The following is a 24883-nucleotide window of genomic DNA, read 5'->3' on the forward strand; positions in this document are numbered from 1 at the left end:
CTGGGGCACAATGGCGGACATGTCCGTTCCAGCCGACCTCACGGCGATCACCCTGCCTGACGACCTCACCGCCGACATCGAGCGGGCGGGGTACTACCCGGCGCTCGTGGCCGACGTCGTCAAGGCCGCGGTCGGCCGGGAGGAGGTGCGCAGCCACCTCGTCCACCAGGAGACGACCTTCGACCAGGACTCGGTGCGCCGCCACATCACGGTCCTGGTACGCACGGACACCCGTCTGGTCATCGCGCACGCCGACGACTTCGTTGATCACATGGTCACCGACACCTCGCGGGAGGTGGCGACGGCGACGACGGAGTGCATCCCGTTGTCCGCCGTGCGGGGCGTGATGCTCACCCACGTCACCGAGAACCCCTCGGAGTACGTCCCGGGCTCCCTCGGCCGCGAGATGACCCTGACGATCGGCTGGGGAGCGGTCAGTCGGGTCGACCTGCTGCCCGGCCAGTGCAATGACCCCGACTGCGAAGGGGGCGACCACGGCTACGAGGGCACCATCGCGGCCGACGACATCGGTCTGCGCATCAGCGCCGAAGCCGAGGGCCGGGCGGCCCTGGACCGGGCGATCGAGTTCGCCCGCGACCTGTCCTCGAGCATCGGCCGCTGAGCACGACGATGAGCCACCACGGCGCGCAGCCAGTCCCGCTCCTGCCGACGACCCCACGCCTGGACCGGGTGCTCCCGTCCGTCGCCACGAGCCTGGGCGTCCCCGACCTGGCGAAGGCGGGAGACCGGCCCCTCGCGCCGGCCCGTCGGACCGTCGTCGTGCTCGTCGACGGGCTCGGGGCGCAGCTGCTGGCCCGCCGTGGTGGGCACGCCCCCTTCCTTCGGCGCCTGCTGCAGGACCCGCAGCGGGCCGTGCAGCTGGACTGCGGCTTCCCCTCGACGACCGCGACGTCGATGGGCAGCTTCGGCACCGGCACGCTGACCGGTGTGCACGGACTCGTCGGCTACGAGGCCTACGACCCCGGGACCGACACCGTCTTCAACGAGCTGTCCTGGGAGGACGGCCCCGAGCCGCACCGGTGGCAGCCGCACCCGACGGTGTTCGAGGCGGCGCAGGACGCCGGGATCGCCGTCACCCGTATCGGTCCGGGGTATTTCGACGGGTCGGGACTGACCAATGCGGCTCTGCGTGGTGGGGCTTTCATCGCAGCCCGGTCCCTCGCCGAGCGCGTCGACGCGACGGTCACCGCGGTCCGGGCGGTGCCACGATCGCTGGTCTACCTCTACTGGGGTGACGTCGACAAGATCGGCCACGTCCACGGCAGCGACTCGTGGCAGTGGGGCGAGGAGCTGGAGGAGGTCGATGCGCAGCTGGCGCGGTTGGCCAACCTCCTGCCGCCCGACACCTCGCTGCACATCACGGCCGACCACGGCATGGTCGACGTACCCCTGGACGCCCGTCCGGACATCGCCGAGGAGCCGGACCTCGATGCCGGGGTGCGGCACGTCTCCGGCGAGCCCCGCTGCCTCCAGCTCCACGTCGAGGACGGGGCCCTGCAGGACGTGCTCTCCGCCTGGCGATCGCGTCTGGGCGACGACGCGCACGTCATCACGGGGGAGCAGGCCATCGAGGCGGGCTGGTTCGGTCCGGTGACCGACGGGGTTCGCCCGCGCATCGGGGACGTCATCGCCGCCATGACCGGTCCGGTCGCGGTCGTCGACTCCCGCCGCCACCGTCCGCTGCTGCGCGGCCTGATCGGGGTGCACGGCTCGATCACGGCCGAGGAGGTCGCCATCCCGTGGCTGGAACTGCCGGCACGGGAGTCCTGACGTGGCCCAGTTGTGCTTCTTCGCCGGGACGATGGACTGCGGCAAGTCGACCCTGGCCCTCCAGATGGACCACAACCATCGGGCCCGTGGCCTCGTCGGCGTGATCTTCACGCGGCTGGACCGCTCGGGCGAGGCACGTCTGTCCTCGCGGCTGGGGCTGTCCACCCCGGCGGTCGAGGTGGGGGAGGACCTCGATTTCTGGGACACGGTCGTCGCGCAGCTGAGCGCCGGGGCCCGTGTGGACTACCTCATCTGCGACGAGGCGCAGTTCTACACCCCGGAGCAGGTCGAGCAGCTGGCGCGGATCGTCGATGAGCTGGACATCGAGGTCTTCGCCTTCGGCATCACCAGCGACTTCCGCACCGAGCTCTTCCCGGGCAGCCGGCGCCTGATCGAGCTCGCCGACAGCACGCAGGTGCTGCAGGTGGCAGCGCTGTGCTGGTGCGGGCGGCGGGCCACGCACAACGCCCGCGTCGTCGGCGGTGCCATGGTCGTCGAGGGCGAGCAGGTCGTCATCGGCGACACCGCGGAACCGGTGGAGCAGGGCGAGGTCGAGTACGAGGTGCTCTGCCGCCGCCACCACATGCGCCGGATGAGCTCCACCGCCGCCCACGCGGCAGCGCTCTCGGCCGACGTGCTGCCCTTCGACCTGAACGCCTGCCCGGTCCCGCCGTCGACCTGACCCGGGCGATCGGCCACCGGCACGAAGGGGGCCGGGACCCCCTTCGTGGTCAGTCCCGGGTGGTCCCGAACATCACGTCGTCCCAACTCGGCACGCTCGCGCGACCCTTGCGGTTGCGGCCGCGATCCGACGTCGACTTCTTCGTGCCGGATGAGCCCTCCTCCTCGGTCTCGTCAGCGGAGGGCGTGTCCGCGCCCCGGTCCGTCTCGTCCTCCACCGACGGTTCGCCGTCGATGGAGGACCCACCGGACTTGGTCGGTTCCTGTGCCGTGTCGTGGTCCGTCTGCGCGGCGGACGCCGTCTCCTCGGTGGAGTCCGGCGCCCCCGACCCGGGGGCCACGTCGTCCTGCGCGGCCTCGGTCGGTGCCGTCGGTGCCGACGAGCCGGTGGGCTCCTCGGCCCCCTCGGCCCCCTCGGCCCCACCGGCCTCGTCGGGCTCCTGCGGGGCCGGCGTCGGGCTCGGCGCGACCGGTGCACCCGCGTTCTTGGCCGCGACGTCCTTCGCATGCGGCCCGCGGGCTGCGGGTGGACGCTCGTCGTCCGTCTCGAAGGGCAGCGCGTTGTCCGGTTCCGGGGCGTCGGCGGTGCGATCGCGCTTGCGACCACCCCTGCGCCGACGACGGGCGCCGGAGTGCTCACGCATGGAGGCGATGAGCTCGTCCGGGTCTGCGCGGTGGGCCCGCTCGGCCCGGGACTCCTCGACCTCGACGTCGAAGACCGCGGTCGGTCGGTGGACGGCGGTGGGGACGGGGCCCTCGGGCGCGTCGGCCTCGGAGAGCCACTTCGCCTCGTCGTTCCTGGCGACGACGCTCATCCCGGGTACGTCGAACCACCAGGTGGCGTTGCGCTCCCGTCCGCCGGCGGTGAAGGAGGCGGAGACGGTCCACTGGCCCTCCTCGTTGCGGCGGGCGTCCCACTGGACGGACGAGTTCTCGACGCCGCGACCGGCGAACCGGGCCCTGGCCCGGTCAGCGAGGGTCTCCGGGTCCCCGTTGGCGTTGGTGCCCCGCATGCGCACGGCCCGGGCCCGCTCGGCCACGTGCTCGCGCTCGGCGAGCACCGGTCCCTCGAACCGGGCGATCTTGTCCAGGTCCCATCCGGTGCGTGCGGAGACCTCGTCGGCGGTCGCGCCGGCACGGATCATCGCCTGCACCTCGCGGGGGCGCACGTTGTTGTCGATGGCGATCTGCAGCTGCCCGAGCCGCGGACGGTCCCGACGGGCGGCGGCGCGCAAGGGCTCGTCGATCCGCAGACGGTACTCCTCGCCCGTGGAGTCGTCGGTCACCACGAGGTGCTCACCGTCATCGTGTACCCCGATGAGTCGCAGGTCGCGCATCAAGATCCCTCTCGTCAGTCGTCCTCGGCACGACTCTGCCACCTGTCGTGCCCGATCAGGGAACGCACACGCCGCCGGGATACCTTGGGTCCATGCCCAGCCCGGATGACGTGCACGCCCTGCACCCGTACGACGCGGTCCTCCTGCAGTCCTTCGGCGGACCGGAGGGGCCCGACGAGGTGCTGCCCTTCCTCCGTCGGGTCACCGCCGGACGCGGGGTGCCCGACGAACGCCTGATCGAGGTGGGGGAGCACTACCACCGCGTCGGTGGGGTCAGCCCGTTGCCCGCGCTCAACCGGCGACTCGTGGCCGACCTGACCGCCGAGCTCGAGGAGCGGGGCCACTCCCTTCCCGTGGTGCTGGGCAACCGCAACTCCGCCCCCTTCGTCAGGGACTCGCTGGGCGAGTTGGTGGCGAAGGGGGCGAGCCGGGTCGTCGTCATCGCCACGAGCGCCTGGCGCAGCTACTCCTCGTGCCGCCAGTACCGCGAGGGCCTCGCGGATGCGGCCGAGGGCTTCCCCGGGCTGGCCCTGGACAAGGTGCGTCCCTTCGGCGAGCACCCCGGTTTCGCCGGCATCTTCGCCCGCGACACGCTGGCCGCGGCCCGCGATGCGGTGGAGCGGGTCGGGGCGGAGCACGTCGCGCTGCTCTTCGTCACGCACTCCATCCCCGACGCGATGGACGAGACGTCCGGGCCCGGTGACAGCGATGGCCGGGCGTACTCCGCCGACCAGGCCGAGACGGCGGCGGCGATCCTGGCAGAGGTCGACACCGTGCTCGGCACGGACCTCTCGGGCGGCCTGGCCTTCTGCTCCCGATCGGGCTCGCCCCACACACCGTGGCTGGAGCCGGACGTCAACGACCGGATGCGCGAACTCGTGGACGAGGGGATCCAGCACGTGGTGGTGGTTCCCCTCGGCTTCGTCTCCGACCACATGGAGGTCGTCCACGACCTCGACGTCGAGGCCGCGGAGACCGCCGCCGAGGTCGGACTCGGCATGACGAGGGTGACGACACCGGGTGCGGACCCGGCCTTCGTGGCCGGTCTGGCCGACCTGCTGCTCGAGCGTGCGGCGGAGGCGAGGGGCGAGGAACCGGTGCGGGCCACGTGGCGCGACCTGGACTCCCACCCCTCGGTGTGTCCCGTCGGGTGCTGCCCCAACCTGCGGACCGCCGCGCCGGCCCTGTGTGGGATGGACTGACGTGGACATTCCCGTGCCCCCTGCGATCGACCCGGTCGCGCTCAGCGAGATCGCCGAGCGGGTCGCGCTCGAGGCCGGTCGGCTCATCCTCGACGAGCGTCCCCGCGATCTCGGGGTGGCCGAGACCAAGACGTCGGACACCGACATCGTCACGGTCATGGACCAGCGCAGCCAGGACCTGCTGCTGACCCGCCTGGGCGAGCTGAGACCCGACGACGGCTTCCACGGGGAGGAGCGCGGTGGCCGGGCCGGCACCTCGGGCATCTCCTGGGTCGTCGACCCCATCGACGGGACCGTGAACTACCTCTACGACATCCCGGCCTACGCGGTCTCGGTCGCCGCAGTCGTCGGTGACCCGAGCACGCCCGGGACGTGGCGTCCCGTGGCGGCGGCGGTGGTCAACCCGTTGTCGCAGGAGTGCTTCACCGCGGCCCTCGACGCCGGGGCGCACCGAACCGTGGGTGCCGGTCCTCGCCGCCGCCTGCGCGTGGAGGACGCCCCGCTCGGGGTGTCCCTGTGTGGGACCGGCTTCGGCTATGACGCCGACCGCCGCCGCTGGCAGGGCGCGGTCGTCGCCGAGGTGCTGCCGCACGTGCGGGACATCCGGCGCCTCGGCAGCGCGGCCCTGGACCTGTGCCGGGTCGCTGACGGGAGCCTCGACGTCTACTACGAGCGCGGTCTCAACCCCTGGGACCTGGCGGCCGGTTGGCTGGTCGTCACGGAGGCAGGGGGAGTGGTCACCGACCTCGAGGGCGGCCACCCGGGCGCGACGATGACCGTTGCCGGCGGGCTCGGCAACCACGCCGACCTGCGTGCCCTGCTCGGCCGGGTGGTGGCCCGCGTCGGTCAGGAAAAGGACCACTGAGCGGTTCAGGCTGGCGCCTGACGGGTAGATGGGGCACAATCCGGCGCGCCGGGCACAAATTCGGCAGTTGTTGCGTTGTCAACGGCGCACCACGGTTCCAGCCCTGCTAACCCCAAGGATCCAGGAGAAATGGCGACTGACTACGACGCTCCCCGCAAGTCCGACGACGATCTGTCCGAGGACTCCATCGAGGAGTTGAAGACCCGACGCGGAGACGCGAGCTCGTCCAACGTCGATGTCGACGAGACGGAGATGGCCGAGGGCTTCGAGTTGCCCGGTGCCGACCTCTCCGGCGAGGAGATGTCGGTGCGGGTGGTTCCCCGCCAGGCGGACGAGTTCACCTGTACGAGTTGTTTTCTCGTGCACCACCGCAGCCAACTGGCCGAGGACGGGAAGAACGGACCGGTCTGCACCGAGTGTGCTGCCTGACCGGTGCCTGACACCCCGCGACCTCGCGTCCCGGTGCACCTGGTGCACCGGGACGCCGTCCTGCCCACCTACGCCAAGGACGGCGATGCGGGCGCGGACCTGACCTCGGTGGCCGAGGTGGTCCTCGCTCCGGGCGAGCGCGTCCTCGTGCCCACCGGGGTCAGCCTCGCGCTGCCCCGGGGATGGGTCGGGCTGGTCCACCCACGATCCGGTCTCGCAAGCCGGCACGGCATCTCGCTCGTCAATGCGCCGGGGACCGTGGACTCGGGGTACCGGGGGGAGATCCGGGTCAACCTGGTCAACCTGGACCCGCGTGATCCCTTCACCATCCGCGTCGGGGACCGGATCGCGCAGCTGGTGCTGCAGGAGGTGGGCGAAGGGGAGTTCCTCCCGGTGGATTCGCTTCCACCCAGTGACCGGGGGGACACTGGACATGGATCCAGCGGGGGCTTCGGCCCCGTGTCGACGACAGGACGAGGATGATGTTCGGCCGGAAGAAGAAGCAGGTCTCGCAGGACACGGCGAACGAGAGCCCGCAGACGCAGTCGTCCCAGGTGGACGAGCCGGGCACGGCCGGTGCCTCCCGGCACCTGCCGGAGACCCCTGCCGACACCGTCGGGCAGACGCGTGCCGTCGACGGTCCGCGGGACAGCGTCGATGTCGACGACCTGGAGTCGCTGGTCGACCTCGGGTGCGTGCACGTGCGACCTGCACCCGGCATGGAGCTGCGCCTCGAGTTGGACGCCAAGACCAACGACGTGTCCGGGCTGCAGATGGGCAACGATGACGGCAACGTCCAGGTGCAGGTCTTCGCGGCACCCCGCTCGAGCGGGATCTGGGACGAGATCCGCGGCGAGATCAGCGAGATGATCTCCGGCAACGGGGGCACCGTCGAGGAGACCGATGGCGTCTTCGGGACCGAGCTGCATACCCGACTCGCCCAGACCGGGCCGCAGGGACGCACCGTCTTCGCGCCGGCCGTCTTCGCGGGGGTCGACGGGCCCCGGTGGTTCCTGCGTGCGGTCTACTCGGGTGCCCCTGCGATCGACGAATCGGCGCGTGCCGCGTTCGACGAGTGCGTGCGCTCGATCGTGGTCACCCGCGGTGAGGAGCCCCGCGCGCCCCGCGAGATGCTGCCGCTGACGATGCCCGCCACCGCGGAGCAGGGTTCGACCGGGACCGACGAGGACGCTCCTGCCGACGATGACCTCCGGCCCTTCGAGCGAGGCCCCGAGATCACCGAGGTCCGCTGATGACCACCCTCCTGCGACGGCTGGTCGACCTCGGTCGCTCCGACGACGACGTCGCCGCGGGAGAGCTGCGGGAGGCAGCGAGCGCCCACGGGTGCCGACCGGTCCAACCGGACACCGACCGCGAGATCGTCACCGTCGCCGGCGCCATTGCCGCCGTCACCCTGCGGCCGCGGGCGACCGTCCCGGCGCTGGTCGCGACGCTCGACGACGGCTCCCTGGCCATCCAGCTGGTCTGGTTGGGCCGTCGACGCATCGCCGGCATCGAGCCCGGCGCCTATGTGAAGGTGCACGGCCTGCTGTGTCGGCCGGGTGGTGTGCCGACGATCTACAACCCGGCCTACGAGCTGATGCCCCGTGGCTGACGCTGTCGGCCCACCACCGGAGCCCGATCAGCCCACCGTCGAGGCCCTGATCCGCCGGCGACTCGGTGAGGCCCTCGGCGGCGTGCGCGGGTCCCTCGAGACGACCATGCCGATGCTCGCCTTCGTCATCGTGTGGGCGACGACGAAGGACCGCACCCTCTCCCTGGGCGCTGCCGCCGGTCTGACGCTCGTCCTGGCGCTGGCCCGCATCGTGCAGCGGCAGACGCTGCAATTCGTCCTCAGCTCGGTCATCGCCACCGCACTCGCCGCCTTCTTCGCCCTGCGCTCAGGGCAGGCCGAGGACGCCTTCCTGCCCGGGATCCTGACCTCGCTCGTCTGGCTCGTCGGCTCGATCGTGTCGGTGCTCGCCCGATGGCCGGTCGTCGGCCTGATGGTCGGTGCGGTCGATCAGCAGGCGGTGGCCGAGGGTGACTGGTTCCGGTGGCGTCGCAACCCCGCGGCGGTGGCCGTGTGCAGTCGACTGACGCTCGTCATGGTGGCCGTCTACGCCATCCGCGTCGGCGTCATGGGGCCGCTCTACCTGGCCGACCACATCGCCGGCCTGACGATCACCAAGGTCCTGCTCGGGTGGCCGCTGTGGGCCGCCGCCGTCGCGGTCATGGGCGCGATGCTGCTCAAGGGCCACACGCCGATCGACCCCGGTGACGCGTTGGTCCACCCGTCCGACCTCGGGCGGGAGCCGGCCACCCCGGGGGAGTGACCCCCTTCGCGCTCACTCGCTGCTGTGGTGCCGGGCGGGCAGACCGGGGCGCATCATCGCCTCGAGGCGGGGCTCTGACTCGGTCGTGGTGAGGAAGAGCAGCTCGTCCTGGGCCTCGAGCGCGTCGTCGGCGCTCGGACCGATCGGCCGGGCATCGCGGATGATGCCGACGAGGAGTGTGTCCTCGGGGAAGTCGATGTCGCCGACCCGTCGACCGACGTTGGGGTTGTCCGGCGGGAGGGTGATGCCCGCCATCGACGCGCTGCCCTGCTGGAAGTCGAAGATGCGCACGAGGTCGCCCACGCTGACGGCCTCCTCGACGAGTGCGGTCATCAGGCGCGGCGTGGACACCGCGACGTCCACCCCCCAGGACTCGTCGAACATCCACTCGTTCTTCGGGTTGTTCACCCGGGCGACCGTGCGGGGGATGCCGAACTCGGTCTTGGCCAGCAGGGAGACGACCAGGTTGGCCTTGTCGTCGCCGGTCGCGGCGACCACGACGTCGCCGGTCTGCAGCTCGGCTTCCTGCAAGGTGGCGATCTCGCAGGCATCGCCGACGAGCCAGTCGGCACGCGGGAGCCGGGACATCCGCTCGTCCGTCGTCGCCCTGTCGATGAAGAGCACCTCGTGCTCGTTGATGAGCAGCTCCTGGGCGATGGACATGCCCACGGAGCCGGCTCCGACGATGATGACGCGCATGGTCAGCTCTCCCTCGGGGGCGGACTGTCGAGGATCCGCTCCACCTCGTCCAGGCGAGGCTGCTCGATGACCAGGTGGAGCAGATCCCCGTCCTGGTGGACGGTCTGCGGGCCCGGCAGGATGCCCTCACCGAGGCGGGTCAGGTAGGCCACCCGCGCCCCGGTCAGCTCCTCGACCCGGGTCAGGGTCACGCCCACCCAGCTCTCGTCGACCGCCATCTCGGCGATGATGATCCGTCCGGACGCATCGGCCATCTCGCTGGCCATGCCCTGGGGCAGCAGACGACGCAACATCTGGTCGGCCGTCCACCGGACGGTGGCGACCGTCGGGATCCCCAGGCGCTGGTAGACCTGCGCCCGGTCCGGGTCGTAGATGCGGGCGACGACGCGCTGGACGCCGAAGGTCTCGCGGGCGACGCGCGCGGCGAGGATGTTGGAGTTGTCGCCGCTGGAGACCGCTGCGAGGGCGTGGGCCTCCGTGACACCCGCCTTGAGCAGGGTGTCCCGGTCGAAGCCCACGCCGGCGACGCGCCGGCCGGTGAAATCGGCGCCCAGGCGCTGGAAGGAGGCGGGGTTCTGGTCGACGACGGCGACGTCGTGACCCATCCCCTCCAGGGAGCGGGCCAACGACGCACCGACCCGGCCACAGCCCATGATCACGAAGTGCACACGACGACGTTACTCTCCACCCGACTGCGGCCTACACTCGCCGGGTGTCTTCAGCACAACTTCTCAAGCGTGTCCTCGTCGGTCGGGCCAAGCGCAGCGACCGACTCGGCGAGACGCTGCTCCCGAAGCGCATCGCGCTGCCGGTCTTCGCCAGCGACACATTGAGCTCGGTGGCCTACGCGCCGGACGAGATCCTCCTGACGCTCGGTCTCGCCGGGGGTGCCCTCGCCGTGACGAAGTCGTGGCCGGTTGCGCTCGCGGTCGTCGTGGTCATGGTCGTGGTCGTGGCCAGCTACCGCCAGAACGTGCACGCCTACCCCTCCGGGGGCGGTGACTACGAGATCGCCAGCACCAACCTCGGCCCGCGTGCGGGGGTGATGGTCGCCAGTGCGCTGATCGTCGACTACGTGCTCACCGTCGCCGTCTCGATCTCATCCGGGGTGCAGAACGCCGCCGCGGCCTTCGGCTTCCTCGAAGGACATGAGGTCCTCGCGGGACTGGTCCTCATCGGGGCGCTCACCGCAGTCAACCTGCGCGGCGTGCGCGAGTCCGGACGCACCTTCGCCATCCCCACCTACCTCTTCATGCTCACCGTGCTCGGGATGGCTCTCGTCGCGATCGTGCGGCGCACCACCGGCACCCTGCCGCAGGCAGAGAGTGCGCAGCTGACGCTCGCACCGGAGCCCGGGTTCGAGCAGCTGGGCACCCTGGCGATGGCCTTCCTGGTGCTGCGTGCCTTCTCCTCCGGGTGTGCCGCCCTGACCGGCGTGCAGGCGATCAGCAACGGCGTCCCCGCCTTCCGACAGCCGAAGAGCCGCAACGCCGCCGCGACGCTGGTTCTCATGGGCGCCGCCGCGGTCACCCTCTTCGTGGCGATGATCGCGCTCGCTCGCTGGACCGGCGTCCAGATAGCCCAGGATCCTGCGACCCAGCTGCTGCGCGACGGCGAGCCGGTCGGCGGGGCCTACGTGCAGCACACGATCATGGGGCAGGTCTCGCACGCGGTCTTCGACGGCTTCCCCGCCGGTGTGTTCCTCGTGGCCGTCGTCACCGGACTGATCCTCGTGCTGGCGGCAAACACCGCCTTCAACGGATTTCCCGTGCTCGGATCGATCCTCGCCCGGGACGGGTACCTGCCGAGCCAGCTGCACACCCGCGGTGACCGGTTGACCTTCTCCAACGGGATCCTGCTGCTCGCCGGGGCGGCGGCCCTGCTCATCACCGTCTACGACGCGAGCGTCACCCGGCTGATCCAGCTGTACATCGTGGGTGTCTTCGTCTCCTTCACCGTGAGCCAGGCAGGCATGGTCCGGCACTGGAACCGCCACCTCGCGGTGGAGGAGGACAGGCGCTCCCGGAGGCAGATGCTGCGGCGTCGAGCGCTGAACATCGTCGGTGCCGTCCTCTCGGGCGTCGTGCTGCTCGTGGTCGTGGTCACGAAGTTCGCCGAGGGTGCCGGTTTCGCCATCGCCGCGATAGCGGCGTTCTACCTGCTGATGCGCGGAATCAACCACCACTACGAGAAGATCGGTGAGGAGCTGTCCGTCCCCGAGGGGGACACCTCACAGAGCCTGCTGCCCTCCCGCGTCCACGCCATCGTCATGGTCAACACCATCCACAAACCGACCTTGCGGGCGCTGGCCTACGCCAAGGCCACACGCCCCTCCAGCCTCGAGGCGATCACCGTCGACGTCGACCACGAGCGAACGGCCGCCCTGCAGGCCGAGTGGGACCGACGGGGGATCCCGGTGCCGCTCACCGCGCTCGACTCGCCCTACCGGGACGCCACCAGACCGGTGGTGCAGCACGTGAAGTCGATTCGTTCGGGCAACCCACGCGACCTGGTCGTCGTGTACATCCCCCAGTACGTCCTCGGACACTGGTGGGAGCAGGCGCTGCACAACCAGTCGGCGCTGCGGCTGCGCAGCCGACTGATCTTCACCCCGGGAGTGATGGTCTCCTCGGTGCCGTGGCAGCTGGCCAGTTCCGAGGGAGCCGAGGAGAAGCTGAACCGCCCGGCAGCCGGTGACGTGAGACGCGGAGGGGTTTGAGCGACGTGGGAGCCGATGAGCTGACGACCGGTGACGTGGTGGAGGTCCAGGTCGGGCCGATCGCCCATGGCGGCCACTGCGTCGCCCGGTACGAGGGACGGGTGCTCTTCGTGAGGCACACCGTTCCCGGGGAGCGGGTGCGCGCGAGGATCACCGAGGGTGGCCCCGGTGACCGCTTCCTGCGGGCCGACGCCGTCGAGATCGTCGAGGCGTCGCCGCACCGGGTGCCGCCGCGCTGCCCCGTGTCCGGTCCCGGCGGGTGCGGCGGGTGCGACTTCCAGCACGTCTCGACCGCCCACCAGCGGGAGCTGAAGGGGCAGGTGGTCGCCGAGCAGCTCCAGCGCCTGGCCGGTGTCGAGCGCGAGGTGAGCGTCGAGGCACTGGGGGACACCGACGGCCTCGGGTACCGCACCCGGGTGGAGTTCGCCGTGGACGGCCCCACGATCGGGTTGCGTCGACACCGCAGCCACGAGGTCCAGCCCGTGCCCGGGTGCCCGATCGCCGTGCCCGAGATCGACACCGCGCTCGCCGAGGCCCGTGCCGAGGTCGTGGACGCACCGCACGCCCTGGACGAGGTCGCCGCTCTCGACGTCGTCGTGCCCTCGGGTGAGGACGACACGGTGGTCGTCGAGGTGCCCGTGGGTGCGACGACACCCTCGATCCCGATCACCGAGGAGGTGCCCGTCCCGACGGGATCGATGGCCATGGGGGTGGACGCCCGGGGGTTCTGGCAGGTGCACCGTGACGCCCCCCGGGTCCTCGTCGAGGCCGTCCTCGCCGCGGCCCGCGTCGAGCCGGGGGAGCGGGTGCTCGACCTGTACTGCGGCGTGGGCCTGTTCTCCGTGCCGCTCGCGGCGGCGGTGGGGGAGTCCGGCCAGCTCATCGCAGTCGAGTCGGACGGTCGGGCCACCGAGCACCTGCGCGACAACCTGGCCGAGCGGCCGTGGGCGCTCGTGGTGCCCGGGCGGGTCGATGACCTCTTCGGGGTGCCCCGCAAGGGACCGAAGGGAGGCCGCGGCCGGGGCCGTGGGCGCGCTCCGGCCCGCTCCGACCTCCTCCCGCCGAGTGCGGACGTCGTCGTCCTCGACCCGCCGCGCACCGGCGCGGGCAAGGGGGTCGTGGTGGCGCTGACCTCCCTTCGCCCCCGACGCATGGTCTATGTCGCCTGCGACCCGGCCGCGCTGGCGAGGGACACCGCCTACCTGGCGGACCTCGGGTACACGCTGACCGGCCTGCGTGCCCTCGACGCCTTCCCGATGACCCACCACGTGGAGTGCATCGCGGTCTTCGAGCCGGCCGCAGCCCGCTGATGCGGCTGTGCCCGTGACGTGGCGGCCGATCTGCGGGAGAGTGGCAGCAGTGCCCCCTGCGTCGGGTGCTCGCGCCGTGGCGAGGTGGCTGTGATAGATTTATCTTGACGTCAAGATACCTACATCAAGGAGTCGACTGTGGCCAGTGCGAACACCTTCAACGCGAAGGACCAGCTCACCGTCGGGGACTCGTCCTACGAGTTCTACCGGATCGACGCGGTCGAGGGCTCGAAGAACCTCCCGTACAGCCTCAAGGTGCTGCTGGAGAACCAGCTGCGCAGCGAGGACGGCGAGAACGTCACCCCGGAGCACATCAACGCGCTCGGGTCCTGGGACGAGAACGCCGACCCGAGCATCGAGATCCAGTTCACGCCGGCACGCGTGATCATGCAGGACTTCACCGGTGTGCCGTGCATCGTCGACCTCGCCACCATGCGCGAGGCCGTGGCCGAGCTCGGTGGCGACCCCGAGAAGATCAACCCGCTGGCTCCGGCCGAGCTGGTCATCGACCACTCGGTGCAGATCGACGTCTTCGGCTCCGACGACGCCTTCGAGCGCAACGTCGAGTTCGAGTACCAGCGCAACAACGAGCGCTACCAGTTCCTGCGCTGGGGCCAGACCGCCTTCGACGACTTCAAGGTCGTCCCTCCGGGCACCGGCATCGTCCACCAGGTCAACATCGAGCACCTGGCCCGCGTGACGATGACCCGTGACGGCGTCGCCTACCCCGACACCTGCGTCGGCACCGACAGCCACACCACGATGGAGAACGGCCTGGGCGTCTTGGGCTGGGGCGTCGGCGGCATCGAGGCCGAGGCCGCGATGCTCGGCCAGCCGGTCTCGATGCTCATCCCGCGTGTCGTCGGCTTCAAGCTGACCGGAGCCATCCCGGCCGGTGCCACCGCGACCGACGTCGTCCTGACGATCACCGAGATGCTGCGCAACCACGGTGTCGTCGGCAAGTTCGTCGAGTTCTACGGCGAGGGCGTCGCCCAGGTGCCGCTGGCCAACCGCGCCACCATCGGCAACATGAGCCCCGAGTTCGGCTCGACCGCCGCGATGTTCCCCATCGACGACATCACCCTGGAGTACCTGCGCCTGACCGGACGCCCCGAGGAGCAGGTCGCCCTCGTCGAGGCCTACGCCAAGGAGCAGGGCATGTGGCTCGACCCGGCGACCGAGCCGCGTTTCTCCGAGAAGATCGAGCTCGACCTGTCCACCGTCGTGCCCTCCATCGCCGGCCCGAAGCGTCCCCAGGACCGCATCTCGGTCTCCGAGGCGAAGGAGCAGTTCCGCGGCGACCTGAAGAACTACGTCGTCGAGGGCAACGGCATCGTCAAGAGCTCGGTCGACGACGAGCTGCGGGACTCCTTCCCGGCGTCCGACTCACCGAGCCACGACGCCCACGAGGTGTCCGAGGAGGCCGGTCGCCCCGCGCACTCGGCGATGCGCTCCAACGGTGACCGAGCGACCAACCCGGTCACGGTGACGATCGACGGGCAGCAGGTCGAGGTCGACCACGGCCACGTCGCGATCGCCTCGATCACCAGCTGCACGAACACCTCGAACCCGTCGGTGATGATGGCCGCAGCCATGCTCGCCAAGAACGCGGTCGAGCGTGGCCTGCAGGTCAAGCCCTGGGTGAAGACCTCGATGGCGCCCGGCTCGAAGGTCGTCACCGAGTACTACGAGAAGGCCGGCATGTGGCCCTACCTCGAGAAGCTCGGCTACCACCTCGTCGGCTACGGCTGCACGACGTGCATCGGCAACTCGGGCCCGATCATCCCGGAGGTCACCGAGGCCGTGAACGCCAACGACCTGGCGGTCACCTCGGTCCTCTCGGGCAACCGCAACTTCGAGGGTCGGATCAACCCCGACGTGAAGATGAACTACCTGGCCTCCCCGCCGCTGGTCATCGCCTACGCTCTCGCCGGGACGATGGACTTCGACTTCGAGTCCGAGCCGCTGGGGCAGGACGGTGACGGCAAGGACGTCTTCCTCGCCGACATCTGGCCAGCCCCGGCCGATGTGCAGAGCACGATCGACACCGCGGTCAGCCAGGAGATGTTCACCGAGAAGTACGCGGACGTCTTCGCCGGTGACGAGCGCTGGACATCGCTCGAGACGCCGGAGGGAAACACCTTCGAGTGGGCGGAGGACTCCACCTACGTCCGCAAGCCCACCTTCTTCGACGGCATGACGATGGAGCTCGACCCGGTCGAGGACATCTCCGGGGCCCGCGTCCTCGCGCTGCTCGGCGACTCGGTCACCACCGACCACATCAGCCCGGCCGGTGCGATCAAGGCCGACAGCCCGGCCGGCGTCTACCTCACCGAGAACGGCATCGACCGCAAGGACTTCAACTCCTACGGCTCGCGTCGCGGTAACCACGAGGTCATGGTCCGCGGCACCTTCGCCAACATCCGGCTGCGGAACCTGCTGCTGGACGGCGTCGAGGGTGGCTTCACCCGCAACTTCCTGGCGGGTGGGGAGCAGACGACGATCTTCGAGGCGAGCGAGGCCTACCTCGGGGCGGGAGTCCCGCTGGTCGTCCTCGCGGGCAAGGAGTACGGCTCCGGGTCCTCGCGTGACTGGGCGGCCAAGGGCACCAGCCTGCTGGGCGTGCGTGCGGTCATCGCCGAGTCCTTCGAGCGCATCCACCGCTCGAACCTCATCGGCATGGGCGTCATCCCGCTGCAGTTCCCGGAGGGGAAGACCGCGCAGTCGCTCGGCCTGGACGGCACGGAGACCTTCGACATCTCCGGCATCACCGCCCTCAACGACGGCCCGGCGCCGGAGACCCTCGAGGTCACCGCGACGAAGGAGGGTGGCGAGACCGTGACGTTCGACGCGGTCGTGCGCATCGACACCCCCGGTGAGGCGGGCTACTACCGCAACGGCGGCATCCTGCAGTACGTGCTGCGCTCGCTCGCTGCCTGATCTGCACCGTTCGAAGGGGCCCGCCACGGCGGGCCCCTTCGTCGTGCGTGGGGGCGTGCGGTCAGGGGTGTCATGTTCAGGTGTCCGCTCATCGGCGTACACTCGAACGCATGTTCGAACTGGGTGAGGGTGGTGGACCGCCGGTGCGGGCTGCTGTGCCCGGGTCGCCGGGGGCGCACACCGCGGCCCGGGCGAAGGGGGGCCCTCCGGGATGGCCGGACCGGGTGCCGCCTCCGGGGGTGCGCGGGTGGGAGCCCGCGGCCGTCGCCTGGTTGCTCGATCTGTGCCCGCCCGAGTACCGCAGCCACGCGGTGCTGCGTCGCCACCCGGTCGCCCTCGCCTGGCTGGCCGACCACCACGTGGCAGCACAGGTCGAGGCGATGCGCCGGGCCTACCGGACCGTGCGGGTCGACCTCGGCGAGGCGCTGCCCACCGCAACCGTGACCGCCGTCCTGGTCTGTCTCGAGCACGAGGGGCTGCGGCTGCGTGCCGCGCAGCGGGGGATCGCCCTCATCCGTGAGGTGCTCGATGGCCGTGTCTTCATCGAGCGGTTGTGAACCCCGGGTAGCGCAGATGCCGGTCCTGAACACTTCCCCGGTCGGGGGGACGTAGACTCGTGCGGTCCCCACAGGAAGGAAAGCCAGCGTGGCAGTCCTGAAGACGATCACGTCTCCCGCCGATCTCAAGCGGCTCCCCGCCGAGTTGCTCGGGACGCTCGCCGAGGAGATCCGTGCCTTCCTCGTCGAGCAGGTCTCGCGCAGCGGAGGACACCTGGGACCCAACCTCGGCGTCGTCGAGCTGACCATGGCCATCCACCGTGTCTTCGACTCGCCGCGGGACACCGTCGTCTTCGACACCGGTCACCAGTCCTACGTGCACAAGCTGCTCACCGGACGACAGGACTTCAGCGGCCTGCGTACCCGAGGCGGCCTGTCCGGCTACCCGAGCCGCTCCGAGTCCGAGCACGACGTCGTGGAGAACAGTCACGCCTCGACCTCCCTCTCGTGGGCCGAGGGCATCGCCCGAGGGTACCGTCTGCGTGGCGAGGACCGGCATGCCGTCGCGGTCATCGGTGACGGAGCGCTGACCGGCGGCATGGCGTGGGAGGCGCTGAACAACATCGCCGCCAACAAGGATCTCCCGCTCGTCGTCGTCGTCAACGACAACGAACGCTCCTACGCCCCGACGATCGGCGGGCTCGCGGACCACTTGGCCATGCTGCGGACCAACCGCCAGTACGAGCAGGTGCTCGACTGGGGCAAGGAGACGCTGCACCGGACCCCGGTCATCGGCCGGACCGCCTACCAGGCCTTCCACTCCATGAAGAAGGGCGCAAAGGACTTCTGGGCGCCCCAGGGCATGTTCGAGGACCTGGGCATCAAGTACCTCGGCCCCGTCGACGGGCACGACGAGGCCAGCGTCGAGCAGGCCCTGCGCCGGGCGCGCGACTTCGGCGGCCCCGTGATCGTGCACGTCATCACGCAGAAGGGGCGCGGCTACGACCATGCGGTGGGTGACGTCGCCGACCAGTTCCACACCGTGGGCAAGATCAACCCCGAGACCGGTCTGCCCCTGGAGATCGCCGGACGATCCTGGACCGACGAGTTCAGCGACGAGATGCTCGAGCTGGGTCGGGAGCGCACGGACATCGTCGCCGTCGCGGCGGCGATGATGCTGCCGGTGGGCCTGAAGCCCTTCGCCGATGCCTACCCCGAGCGCACCATCGACGTCGGTATCGCCGAGCAGCACGCGACGACGATGGCCGCGGGCCTGGCCTTCTCCGGCATGCACCCGGTCGTCGCCATCTACGCAACCTTCCTCAACCGCGCCTTCGACCAGCTGCTCATGGACTGCGCGATGCACAGGGCGGGTGTGACCTTCGTCCTCGACCGCTCCGGCGTCACCGGGCCCGACGGTGCGAGCCACCACGGCATGTGGGACATGTCCCTCGTCTCGATCGTCCCCGGCCTGCGACTGGCGGCCCCCCGTGACGGACAGCAGATCCGCCGCGCCCTGCGCGAGGCGGTCGACGTCGACGACGCTCCCACCGTCATCCGGTTCCCCAAGGGCAGCGTCGCCGAGCCGCTCGAGGCGCTCGCGACCGCGGAGGGCCTGGACGTCCTGGCCGGTGACCCCGAGGCCGACCCCGAGGTCCTCATCGTCGCCGTCGGTTCCATGGCAGGCACCGCGACGACGGTCGCGGAGAAACTCGGAGCCGAGGGGCACGACGTCCTCGTCGTCGATCCCCGCTGGGTGCTCCCCGTGCCCGACGGCATCATCGAGCTCGCCCGCCGGGCCGGCCGGGTCGCGGTCATCGAGGACAACACCATCGCCGGTGGCGTGGGCGCCGAGGTCTCTCGAACGCTCGACGAGGCCGGACTGGCGACACCGGTGCACCGTTTCGGTCTGCCCAGGGAGTTCATCGCCCATGCCTCCCGGGGGCAGGTGCTCGAGGCGGCTGGACTGACACCGGAGCCGATCGTCGAGCGGTTGCGCACCCACCTCTGACGCTTCGGTCTGCGGTTCAGCGGGCCTCGAGGAGTTGGCGAAGTTTCAGCGCGAGTTGGATCTCCAGCGCGCGGTCCGGCTGTTGCCAGGTCGTACCAAGCAGCGACCCGATGCGGGTCAGACGCTGGGCGACCGTGTTGGCGTGCACGTGCAGGGACCCGGCCGCGTGCCGAGGTGAGCCTCCGGCGACGAAGTAGGCCTGCAGGGTACCGATGAGATCGGTGCCACGTGCGTCGTCGTAGTCCACCACGGGGCCAAGCACCTGTCGCACATAGTGAGCGATGTCCGGATCCGCACCGACGATGAGCCCGGCGAAACCGAGCTCGGTGGCGGCGGCGCCCTCGCCCGTGCGGCCGAGAGCATTCAGCGCCCCGACGGTACGCAGCGCCTCGAGGTGCAGCGAGGGGAACTCATCGACATCCGTCGTGGGACCGGTGCCGCCGATGGTCAGGACCGGGCCACGGTTCACCCGTTGGGCGAGCGCGTGGGCCAGTGCGTGGGGTGCCTCGCCTGGCACGACGGCGATGATCTCGTCGTCGTGCGTGCCGACGATGCACCCGTCGCCGAGCGCGGTGCTCACACTCAACGCAAGGGCGCGGTGCTGTCCGGGAGCGCCGCCGCGAGCGACGAGCAGACACATCGGTTGGCGGGGGTCCAGCCCCGCTGCGCGCAGATATCCGGTCCGGTCGGCGTGGCTGCCGCGGGCCGCGATGAGATCCGCCACGATCCGGTTGCGGGCACTCTGGCGCGCCTCGTCGGCCTGGCGCTCGAAGAGCAGGACGAGCGCGGTGACCACCGCCGCACGCTCCACCGTGCGTTGGTCTGCCTCCTCGAGCGCACCGTGCCCACTGACGAGGAGGGTCCCCAGTTGCTCCCTGGAGGCGATGACACCGATGGCGTGGATCCCGCCCTCGTCCACCAGCCGTCCGGTCTCGTGACGAGCGCGCTCGACGACCTCCATCTCGAGCAGGGGGTCGGTCTCGCCACCGTCCTGGGGTGCACGCCCATGGACGCTGCGTCGACGACCGTCCGCATCGAACAGGACGGCCCACCCCCCGAGCAACTCGCTCAGCGCCTTGGTGACGTCATCGACTCCGCCGCCCTCGAGGACGACGGAGGCGAAACGGTCGTGTGCTGCCGCAGCGCGCGCCACGCCCTCGGCCTGGTGTCGCATGTCCTCGTGGGCCTGCGACAACGCCGACAACGCGTCCTGGGCGGCGGTCAGGGCCCGCGTCTGGACGAGGGCGATGGCGGCCAGCGCCGCGAGGTTGCCCAGGAGGCCCACCTCGGTGCGCGAGAAGGGCCGCGGACTGCGGTTTGCCGCGAAGAGGACACCGACGAACTCCGACTCCACGATCAACGGGGTGCCGCAGATGGCGATGATCCCCTCATCGTCGACTGCGCTGTCGATGGTGTGGATGTGGTCGAAGCGCTCGTCCAGCTGGTAGTTCGCCGTCCAGTAGGGCCTGTGCGTCGACGCGACGAGGCCACCGAGCCCGGCCCCGAGGTCCAGGCGAACCGACTGGAACTCCGCGGAGACGGACCCGTCGGTCACCCTCATGAAGGTGTCGCCCGCATCGGTGTCGTAGAGCGTGAGGTAGGCCAGATCGGTCCCCAGCAGGATCCGCGCCCGCCGCACGATGGCCTCGAGAACGGTTCCGGGGTCCTCCTTCGAGGCGAGCTCGCGGGCGATGTCCAACAGGGCGGACTGCGCGGACTCCCGACGACGGTGCTCTTCCCGCGCTGTCCCGACACGAAGGACCAGATCCTTGATCGCATCGGGGGCCGGGGCGGCTGCGAGCCTGGCGATCGAGGCGTCCGAGGCGAGCAGCTCGAGCAGGCTGGTGGCCTGCTCGATGGATGCGTCCTCCTCGGTGGCCATGGGGGTGATCCTAGGCACGAAGGTCAGTGCGCGGTCCAGCCGCAGTCCACCGGGAGGGACGAGCCCGTGATCGAGGTCGCGGCCGGCGAGCAGAGGAACAGTGCCATGGCCGCCACCTCGTCGACCTCGACCAGCCGCTTGAGGGCAACGGGGGAGAGCATGACCTCCTCCAGCACCTCTTCCTCGGAGATGCCGTGCGTGGCGGCCTGGTCAGCGATCTGCTTCTCCACCAGTGGGGTGCGCACGTAGGAGGGGTTGAGGCAGTTGCTGGTGACCCCGTGCTCGGCCCCCTCGAGGGCGACGACCTTGCTCAGGCCCTCCAGCCCGTGCTTGGCGGTGACGTATGCGGACTTGAAGGCGCTGGCCCGCAACCCGTGGACGCTGGAGACGTTGATGATCCGTCCCCATCCCCGCGCGTACATGTGCGGCAGGTTCGCTCGCACCAGTCGGAAGGGGGCGTGCAGCATCAGCCGTTGGATGAGGTCGAAGCGCTCGACGGGGAACTCGTGCACCGGACTGACGTGCTGGATGCCGGCGTTGTTGACCAGGACGTCCGCGTCCGTGGGCAGCCGCGACAGCGCGTCGAGGTCGGCGAGGTCGATGGCCCGGGCGTCGATGCGTGCCTCGGGTAGCTCCGTCACGAGGTCGGTCAGCCCCCCTTCGTCGAGGTCGGCAGCGGTCACCCTGGCGCCGACCGCAGCGAAGGCGGCCACGCAGGCCGCCCCGATGCCGCTGGCGGCGCCGGTGACGAGGACGTGCCGGCCGGACAGGTCCGGGGCGAGTGCGGACAGTGGGGTCGAGGGGCCGCCGAGGCGCTGGTTCCGAGTCGTCATGGTGAGCAACGTATGGGTCCTCTCGCGGAGGAAGGATGCGCTGCGAGCACGTGATTGGTCGAAGAATGTGTGCTTCCAGCACACCGTTCCCGGTGGGCGCCGGGTGCCACGATCGGGGACGTTCACCACGGCCGTCGCCTGTCGACGACCGCCCCTGCCTGATTAGGAGACACCGATGTCCCTCGGACTCGTCGGCATCGTCCTGTCGCTGGGCCTGCTGATGTACCTGGCCTACCGCGGCATCAACGTGCTGATCCTCGCGCCGATCCTGGCGCTGCTGGCCACCCTGATGGCCGGTGGGCCGATGCTCGCGACGTACACCCAGGTCTTCATGCCGGCCCTGGGCAAGTACGCCATGACCTACTTCCCGCTCTTCCTGCTGGGCGCCATCTTCGGCAAGGTGATGGACGTCAGCGGCAGCGCCAAGTCGATCGCCGACTTCATCGTCCACCGGATCGGCGCCAGCCGCGCCATCCTCGCGATCACCCTGGCCTGCGGCATCCTCACCTACGGCGGCGTCTCCCTCTTCGTCGTCGCCTTCGCCGTCTTCCCGATCGCGGCAGCCCTGTTCAAGGAAGCCGGGCTGCCCAAGCGGCTGATCCCGGCGACCATCGCGTTGGGCTCCTTCACGTTCACGATGACGGCGCTGCCGGGTACGCCGGCCATCCAGAACGCCATCCCGGCGCCCTACTTCAGCACCAACGCCTTCGCCGCGCCGGGGCTGGGGACCATCGCCGGTCTGATCATGCTCGTGGGTGGTGTCCTCTGGCTCGACCGTCGCTCCAAGACGCTGATCGCGGCCGGCGAGGGGTACGAGCCGCCGGTGGTCGCCGGCGGCGGCTTCCTCGGTTTCGGCAAGAAGGCACCGGCCGACCCCGGGCCGGCCCCCACCCGCGGCGAGGACGAGCACCTCATGGAGCGTCCCGACGTCCCGGCGTGGCTGTCCTTCCTGCCGATCGTCGTGGTGATCGGGCTCAACTACGTGCTGGTGAACTGGATCTTCCCGAGCATGGACTTCGCGTACCTGCAGCAGGAGGCCTACGGATCGGTCGGCATCGACGAGGTGGCCGGCATCTGGGGCATCATCGTGGCGCTCGTCGCAGCGATCGCGCTCAACCTGGGCACCAACTGGAACCGGATCCAGGACGTCACCAAGACGGTCAACGAGGGGACGATGGGCTCCCTCCTGCCGATCTTCAACACCGCCTCGGAGGTCGGCTACGGCGCGGTCATCGCCTCCCTCGCCGCCTTCACGACCATCAAGGATGCGGTCCTGGGAGTGTCCAGCAACCCGTTGGTGTCGTTGGCGCTGTCGGTGAACGTCCTCGCCGGTATCACCGGTTCCGCTTCCGGCGGGATGAGCATCGCCCTCGAGGCCCTCGGTGACCAGTTCCGGACGTTGGGGATCGAGCAGGGCATCAACCCCGAGCTGCTCCACCGGGTCACGGCGATCGCGTCCGGAGGGTTCGACGCACTGCCGCACAATGGCGCGGTGATCACGCTGCTGGGCATCTGCGGGCTCACCCATCGCCAGTCCTACAAGGACATCGGTGTGGTGGCCGTGCTCATCCCGGTGATCGCCCTCGTCGTGGTGATCGTCCTGGGTACGGTGTTCGGCAGCTTCTGAGCGGATGCCCGGACCGGGACGAAGGGAGGTCCCGCCACCTGGTGGTGGCGGGACCTCCCTTCGTCGTGCGGCGGGGGGTCAGCCGATGTCGCGGTAGGGCTGCACGCTGGCCCCGAGGGCGTTGAGGCGCTCGGCGAGGTCCTCGTACCCGCGGTGGATGACGTAGACGTTGCGCAGGTACGAGGTGCCCGGTGCGGCGAGCATCGCCAGCAGGACGACGACGCCGGGGCGCAGCGCCGGCGGGCAGGTGACCTCGTTGGTGCGCCACCGGCTCGGGCCCTCGACGAGGACGCGGTGCGGGTCGAGGAGGGTGACCTTGCCACCGACCTTGTTCAGCTCGGTCAGGTAGATCGCCCGGTTGTCGTAGACCCAGTCGTGGATCGTCGTCGTCCCGTGGGCGCATGCGGCGATGAGGGCGAAGAAGGGCAGGTTGTCGATGTTCAGCCCCGGGAAGGGCATCGGGTGGATCTTGTCGATCGGTGCCCGCAGCGGCCCGGTCCGGGTGGTGATGTCCACCAGGCGGGTGCGGCCGTTGTGGGCCTTGTACTCGTCGGTCATCGCGTACTTCATGCCCATGCCGGCCAGGGTGGCCAGCTCGATCTCGAGGAACTCGATCGGGCACCGGCGGATCGTGATCTCGGACTCGGTGACCACGGCGGCGGCGATGAGGCTCATCGCCTCGATCGGGTCCTCGCTGGGGGAGTACTCGACGTCGACGTCGATGTCGCGCACCCCCGAGACCACCAACGTCGTGCTGCCGATGCCCTCGACGGTCACGCCGAGCTTCTCGAGGAAGAAGCACAGGTCCTGGACCATGTAGTTCGGTGAGGCGTTGCGGATCGTCGTGCGCCCGGGGTGGCGAGCCGCAGCCATGAGTGCGTTCTCGGTGACGGTGTCGCCGCGCTCGGTGAGGATGATCGCCCGGTCGGCGCCGTCCTTCGGGTCGACCTGGGCCTCGTACCAGCCCTGGGTCGCCTGCACGTCGAGACCGAAGTGGGTCAGCGACGTCATGTGCGGCTCGACCGTGCGGGTGCCCAGGTCGCAGCCACCGGCATAGGGCAGGCGGAAGTCGGTGAACTCGTGCAGCAGCGGCCCGAGGAACATGATCACGCTCCGGGTGCGGCGCGCCGCCTCCTCGTCCATGCCCTCGAGGTCGAACCTGGCCGGCGGGATGATCTCCAGGTCGGAGCTGTCCGGCAGCCAGCGGGTCCGCACGCCGATGGAGTCGAGCACCTCGAGGATGCGGTTGACCTCCTCGATGCGGGCGAGGTTGCGCAGGGTGGTCGTGCCCTTGTTGAGCAGTGAGGCGCACAGCAGAGCCACGGCGGCGTTCTTGCTCGTCTTGACGTCGATGGCACCGGAGAGCTGCCGACCGCCCTCGACCTTCAGGTGGACGGCGCCGGTGGCCTTCGTGCGGGTCAGGGCGACGAGCTCGGTGTCGAGCGCCTCGCTGATGCGGGCGAGGCTGTCCAGGGTGAGGTTCTGGCCGCCGGCCTCGATGCGGGTGACCGCACTCTGACTCGTCTCGAGGCGGGCGGCGAGGTCGGACTGGGACAGGCCGGCGCGGTGACGCGCGTCCTTGATGGTCGTGCCGATACGGGCGAGGTAGTCATCAGACATGCCCTTCACCGTAACTCATATATGAGTTACTCGCAGGTTGTCGGGTTCCGCGTGTCGTCGTGCACGACAGGGACTCCAGGTGCAGATGTCCCCGAGCACGTGGG

22 protein-coding genes are annotated in these 24883 nt (G+C 70.3%); 16 read left to right on the top strand and 6 right to left on the bottom strand.

Annotation, left to right across the window (positions count from 1 at the left end; genetic code table 11):
* Window positions 1-10: 10 nt before the first annotated feature.
* From V1351_RS07000 to V1351_RS07010, 3 genes are read left to right on the top strand one after another with little or no spacing between them, the layout of a single operon-like run.
* Complete coding sequence (locus V1351_RS07000; protein WP_338752054.1) at window positions 11-622, top strand: DUF5998 family protein; 612 nt, start codon at window positions 11-13, stop codon at window positions 620-622.
* Window positions 623-630: 8 nt separating this feature from the next.
* On the top strand, window positions 631-1791 hold the full coding sequence (locus V1351_RS07005) for an alkaline phosphatase family protein (protein WP_338752056.1): 1161 nt from the start codon (window positions 631-633) through the stop codon (window positions 1789-1791).
* A gap of 1 nt (window position 1792) precedes the next feature.
* Entirely contained in the window at window positions 1793-2473 is a 681-nt protein-coding gene (locus V1351_RS07010) for a thymidine kinase (RefSeq protein WP_338752058.1), read from the top strand.
* A gap of 49 nt (window positions 2474-2522) precedes the next feature.
* Here V1351_RS07010 and sepH read toward each other — a convergent pair whose 3' ends face one another.
* Complete coding sequence (sepH, locus tag V1351_RS07015; protein ID WP_338752060.1) at window positions 2523-3809, bottom strand: septation protein SepH; 1287 nt, start codon at window positions 3807-3809, stop codon at window positions 2523-2525.
* 92 nt (window positions 3810-3901) lie between these two features.
* Here sepH and V1351_RS07020 point away from each other — a divergent pair, with 92 nt between their 5' ends.
* The 7 genes from V1351_RS07020 (at window position 3902) to V1351_RS07050 (ending at window position 8641) form a co-directional block, all read left to right on the top strand.
* Window positions 3902-5011 (top strand): ferrochelatase, encoded by a 1110-nt coding sequence (locus V1351_RS07020; RefSeq protein WP_338752062.1) that lies wholly within the window; start codon window positions 3902-3904, stop codon window positions 5009-5011.
* Window position 5012: 1 nt separating this feature from the next.
* Entirely contained in the window at window positions 5013-5876 is an 864-nt protein-coding gene (locus V1351_RS07025) for an inositol monophosphatase family protein (protein WP_338752064.1), read from the top strand.
* 129 nt (window positions 5877-6005) lie between these two features.
* Window positions 6006-6305, top strand: coding sequence for a DUF4193 domain-containing protein (locus V1351_RS07030; RefSeq protein WP_185989791.1), 300 nt, complete (start codon window positions 6006-6008; stop codon window positions 6303-6305).
* 3 nt (window positions 6306-6308) lie between these two features.
* Window positions 6309-6788: a dUTP diphosphatase gene (dut, locus tag V1351_RS07035; RefSeq protein WP_338752068.1), complete on the top strand. Its 480-nt coding sequence runs from the start codon at window positions 6309-6311 to the stop codon at window positions 6786-6788.
* The gene (locus V1351_RS07040) at window positions 6785-7558 is read left to right on the top strand and encodes a DUF3710 domain-containing protein (RefSeq protein WP_338752070.1); all 774 of its coding nucleotides are present in this window, start codon (window positions 6785-6787) and stop codon (window positions 7556-7558) included. Before dut ends, V1351_RS07040 begins: the two co-directional genes overlap by 4 nt.
* Window positions 7558-7920 carry an OB-fold nucleic acid binding domain-containing protein gene (locus tag V1351_RS07045; protein WP_338752072.1) on the top strand — a complete coding sequence of 121 codons (363 nt, stop codon included), beginning with the start codon at window positions 7558-7560 and terminating at the stop codon, window positions 7918-7920. Before V1351_RS07040 ends, V1351_RS07045 begins: the two co-directional genes overlap by 1 nt.
* A complete protein-coding gene (locus V1351_RS07050) occupies window positions 7913-8641 on the top strand; it encodes a DUF3159 domain-containing protein (protein WP_338752073.1) in 729 nt (242 codons plus the stop codon). Before V1351_RS07045 ends, V1351_RS07050 begins: the two co-directional genes overlap by 8 nt.
* A gap of 12 nt (window positions 8642-8653) precedes the next feature.
* Here the strand turns inward: V1351_RS07050 and V1351_RS07055 are convergent, their stop codons facing one another.
* The gene (locus V1351_RS07055; protein WP_338752074.1) at window positions 8654-9340 is read right to left on the bottom strand and encodes a potassium channel family protein; all 687 of its coding nucleotides are present in this window, start codon (window positions 9338-9340) and stop codon (window positions 8654-8656) included.
* A gap of 2 nt (window positions 9341-9342) precedes the next feature.
* Window positions 9343-10008 (bottom strand): potassium channel family protein, encoded by a 666-nt coding sequence (locus V1351_RS07060; protein WP_338752075.1) that lies wholly within the window; start codon window positions 10006-10008, stop codon window positions 9343-9345.
* Between the two features lie 44 nt (window positions 10009-10052).
* Between V1351_RS07060 and V1351_RS07065 the strand changes: the two genes are divergently transcribed.
* The 5 genes from V1351_RS07065 (at window position 10053) to dxs (ending at window position 18817) form a co-directional block, all read left to right on the top strand.
* Window positions 10053-12059, top strand: a complete 2007-nt coding sequence (locus V1351_RS07065) for an APC family permease (protein ID WP_338752077.1) — start codon at window positions 10053-10055, stop codon at window positions 12057-12059.
* Window positions 12060-12064: 5 nt separating this feature from the next.
* Entirely contained in the window at window positions 12065-13369 is a 1305-nt protein-coding gene (locus tag V1351_RS07070) for a class I SAM-dependent RNA methyltransferase (RefSeq protein WP_338752477.1), read from the top strand.
* Between the two features lie 138 nt (window positions 13370-13507).
* Window positions 13508-16309, top strand: coding sequence for an aconitate hydratase (locus V1351_RS07075; protein ID WP_338752079.1), 2802 nt, complete (start codon window positions 13508-13510; stop codon window positions 16307-16309).
* Between the two features lie 110 nt (window positions 16310-16419).
* A complete protein-coding gene (locus tag V1351_RS07080) occupies window positions 16420-16866 on the top strand; it encodes a hypothetical protein (RefSeq protein WP_338752081.1) in 447 nt (148 codons plus the stop codon).
* Between the two features lie 88 nt (window positions 16867-16954).
* A complete protein-coding gene (dxs, locus tag V1351_RS07085; RefSeq protein ID WP_338752083.1) occupies window positions 16955-18817 on the top strand; it encodes a 1-deoxy-D-xylulose-5-phosphate synthase in 1863 nt (620 codons plus the stop codon).
* A gap of 16 nt (window positions 18818-18833) precedes the next feature.
* Here the strand turns inward: dxs and V1351_RS07090 are convergent, their stop codons facing one another.
* The gene (locus V1351_RS07090; RefSeq protein WP_338752085.1) at window positions 18834-20699 is read right to left on the bottom strand and encodes a helix-turn-helix domain-containing protein; all 1866 of its coding nucleotides are present in this window, start codon (window positions 20697-20699) and stop codon (window positions 18834-18836) included.
* A gap of 23 nt (window positions 20700-20722) precedes the next feature.
* The gene (locus V1351_RS07095) at window positions 20723-21532 is read right to left on the bottom strand and encodes a 3-hydroxybutyrate dehydrogenase (RefSeq protein WP_338752087.1); all 810 of its coding nucleotides are present in this window, start codon (window positions 21530-21532) and stop codon (window positions 20723-20725) included.
* Window positions 21533-21707: 175 nt separating this feature from the next.
* On the opposite strand from V1351_RS07095, the gene V1351_RS07100 reads away from it, so the two are divergent.
* The gene (locus tag V1351_RS07100) at window positions 21708-23159 is read left to right on the top strand and encodes a GntP family permease (protein ID WP_338752089.1); all 1452 of its coding nucleotides are present in this window, start codon (window positions 21708-21710) and stop codon (window positions 23157-23159) included.
* A 78-nt stretch (window positions 23160-23237) separates the two neighbouring features.
* On the opposite strand, the gene V1351_RS07105 is transcribed toward V1351_RS07100, so the two are convergent.
* The gene (locus V1351_RS07105; RefSeq protein WP_338752091.1) at window positions 23238-24779 is read right to left on the bottom strand and encodes a helix-turn-helix domain-containing protein; all 1542 of its coding nucleotides are present in this window, start codon (window positions 24777-24779) and stop codon (window positions 23238-23240) included.
* Window positions 24780-24883 lie beyond the last annotated feature (104 nt).

The organism is Janibacter sp. A1S7 (genome assembly GCF_037198315.1).
Classification (GTDB): Bacteria; Actinomycetota; Actinomycetes; order Actinomycetales; family Dermatophilaceae; genus Janibacter; species Janibacter alittae.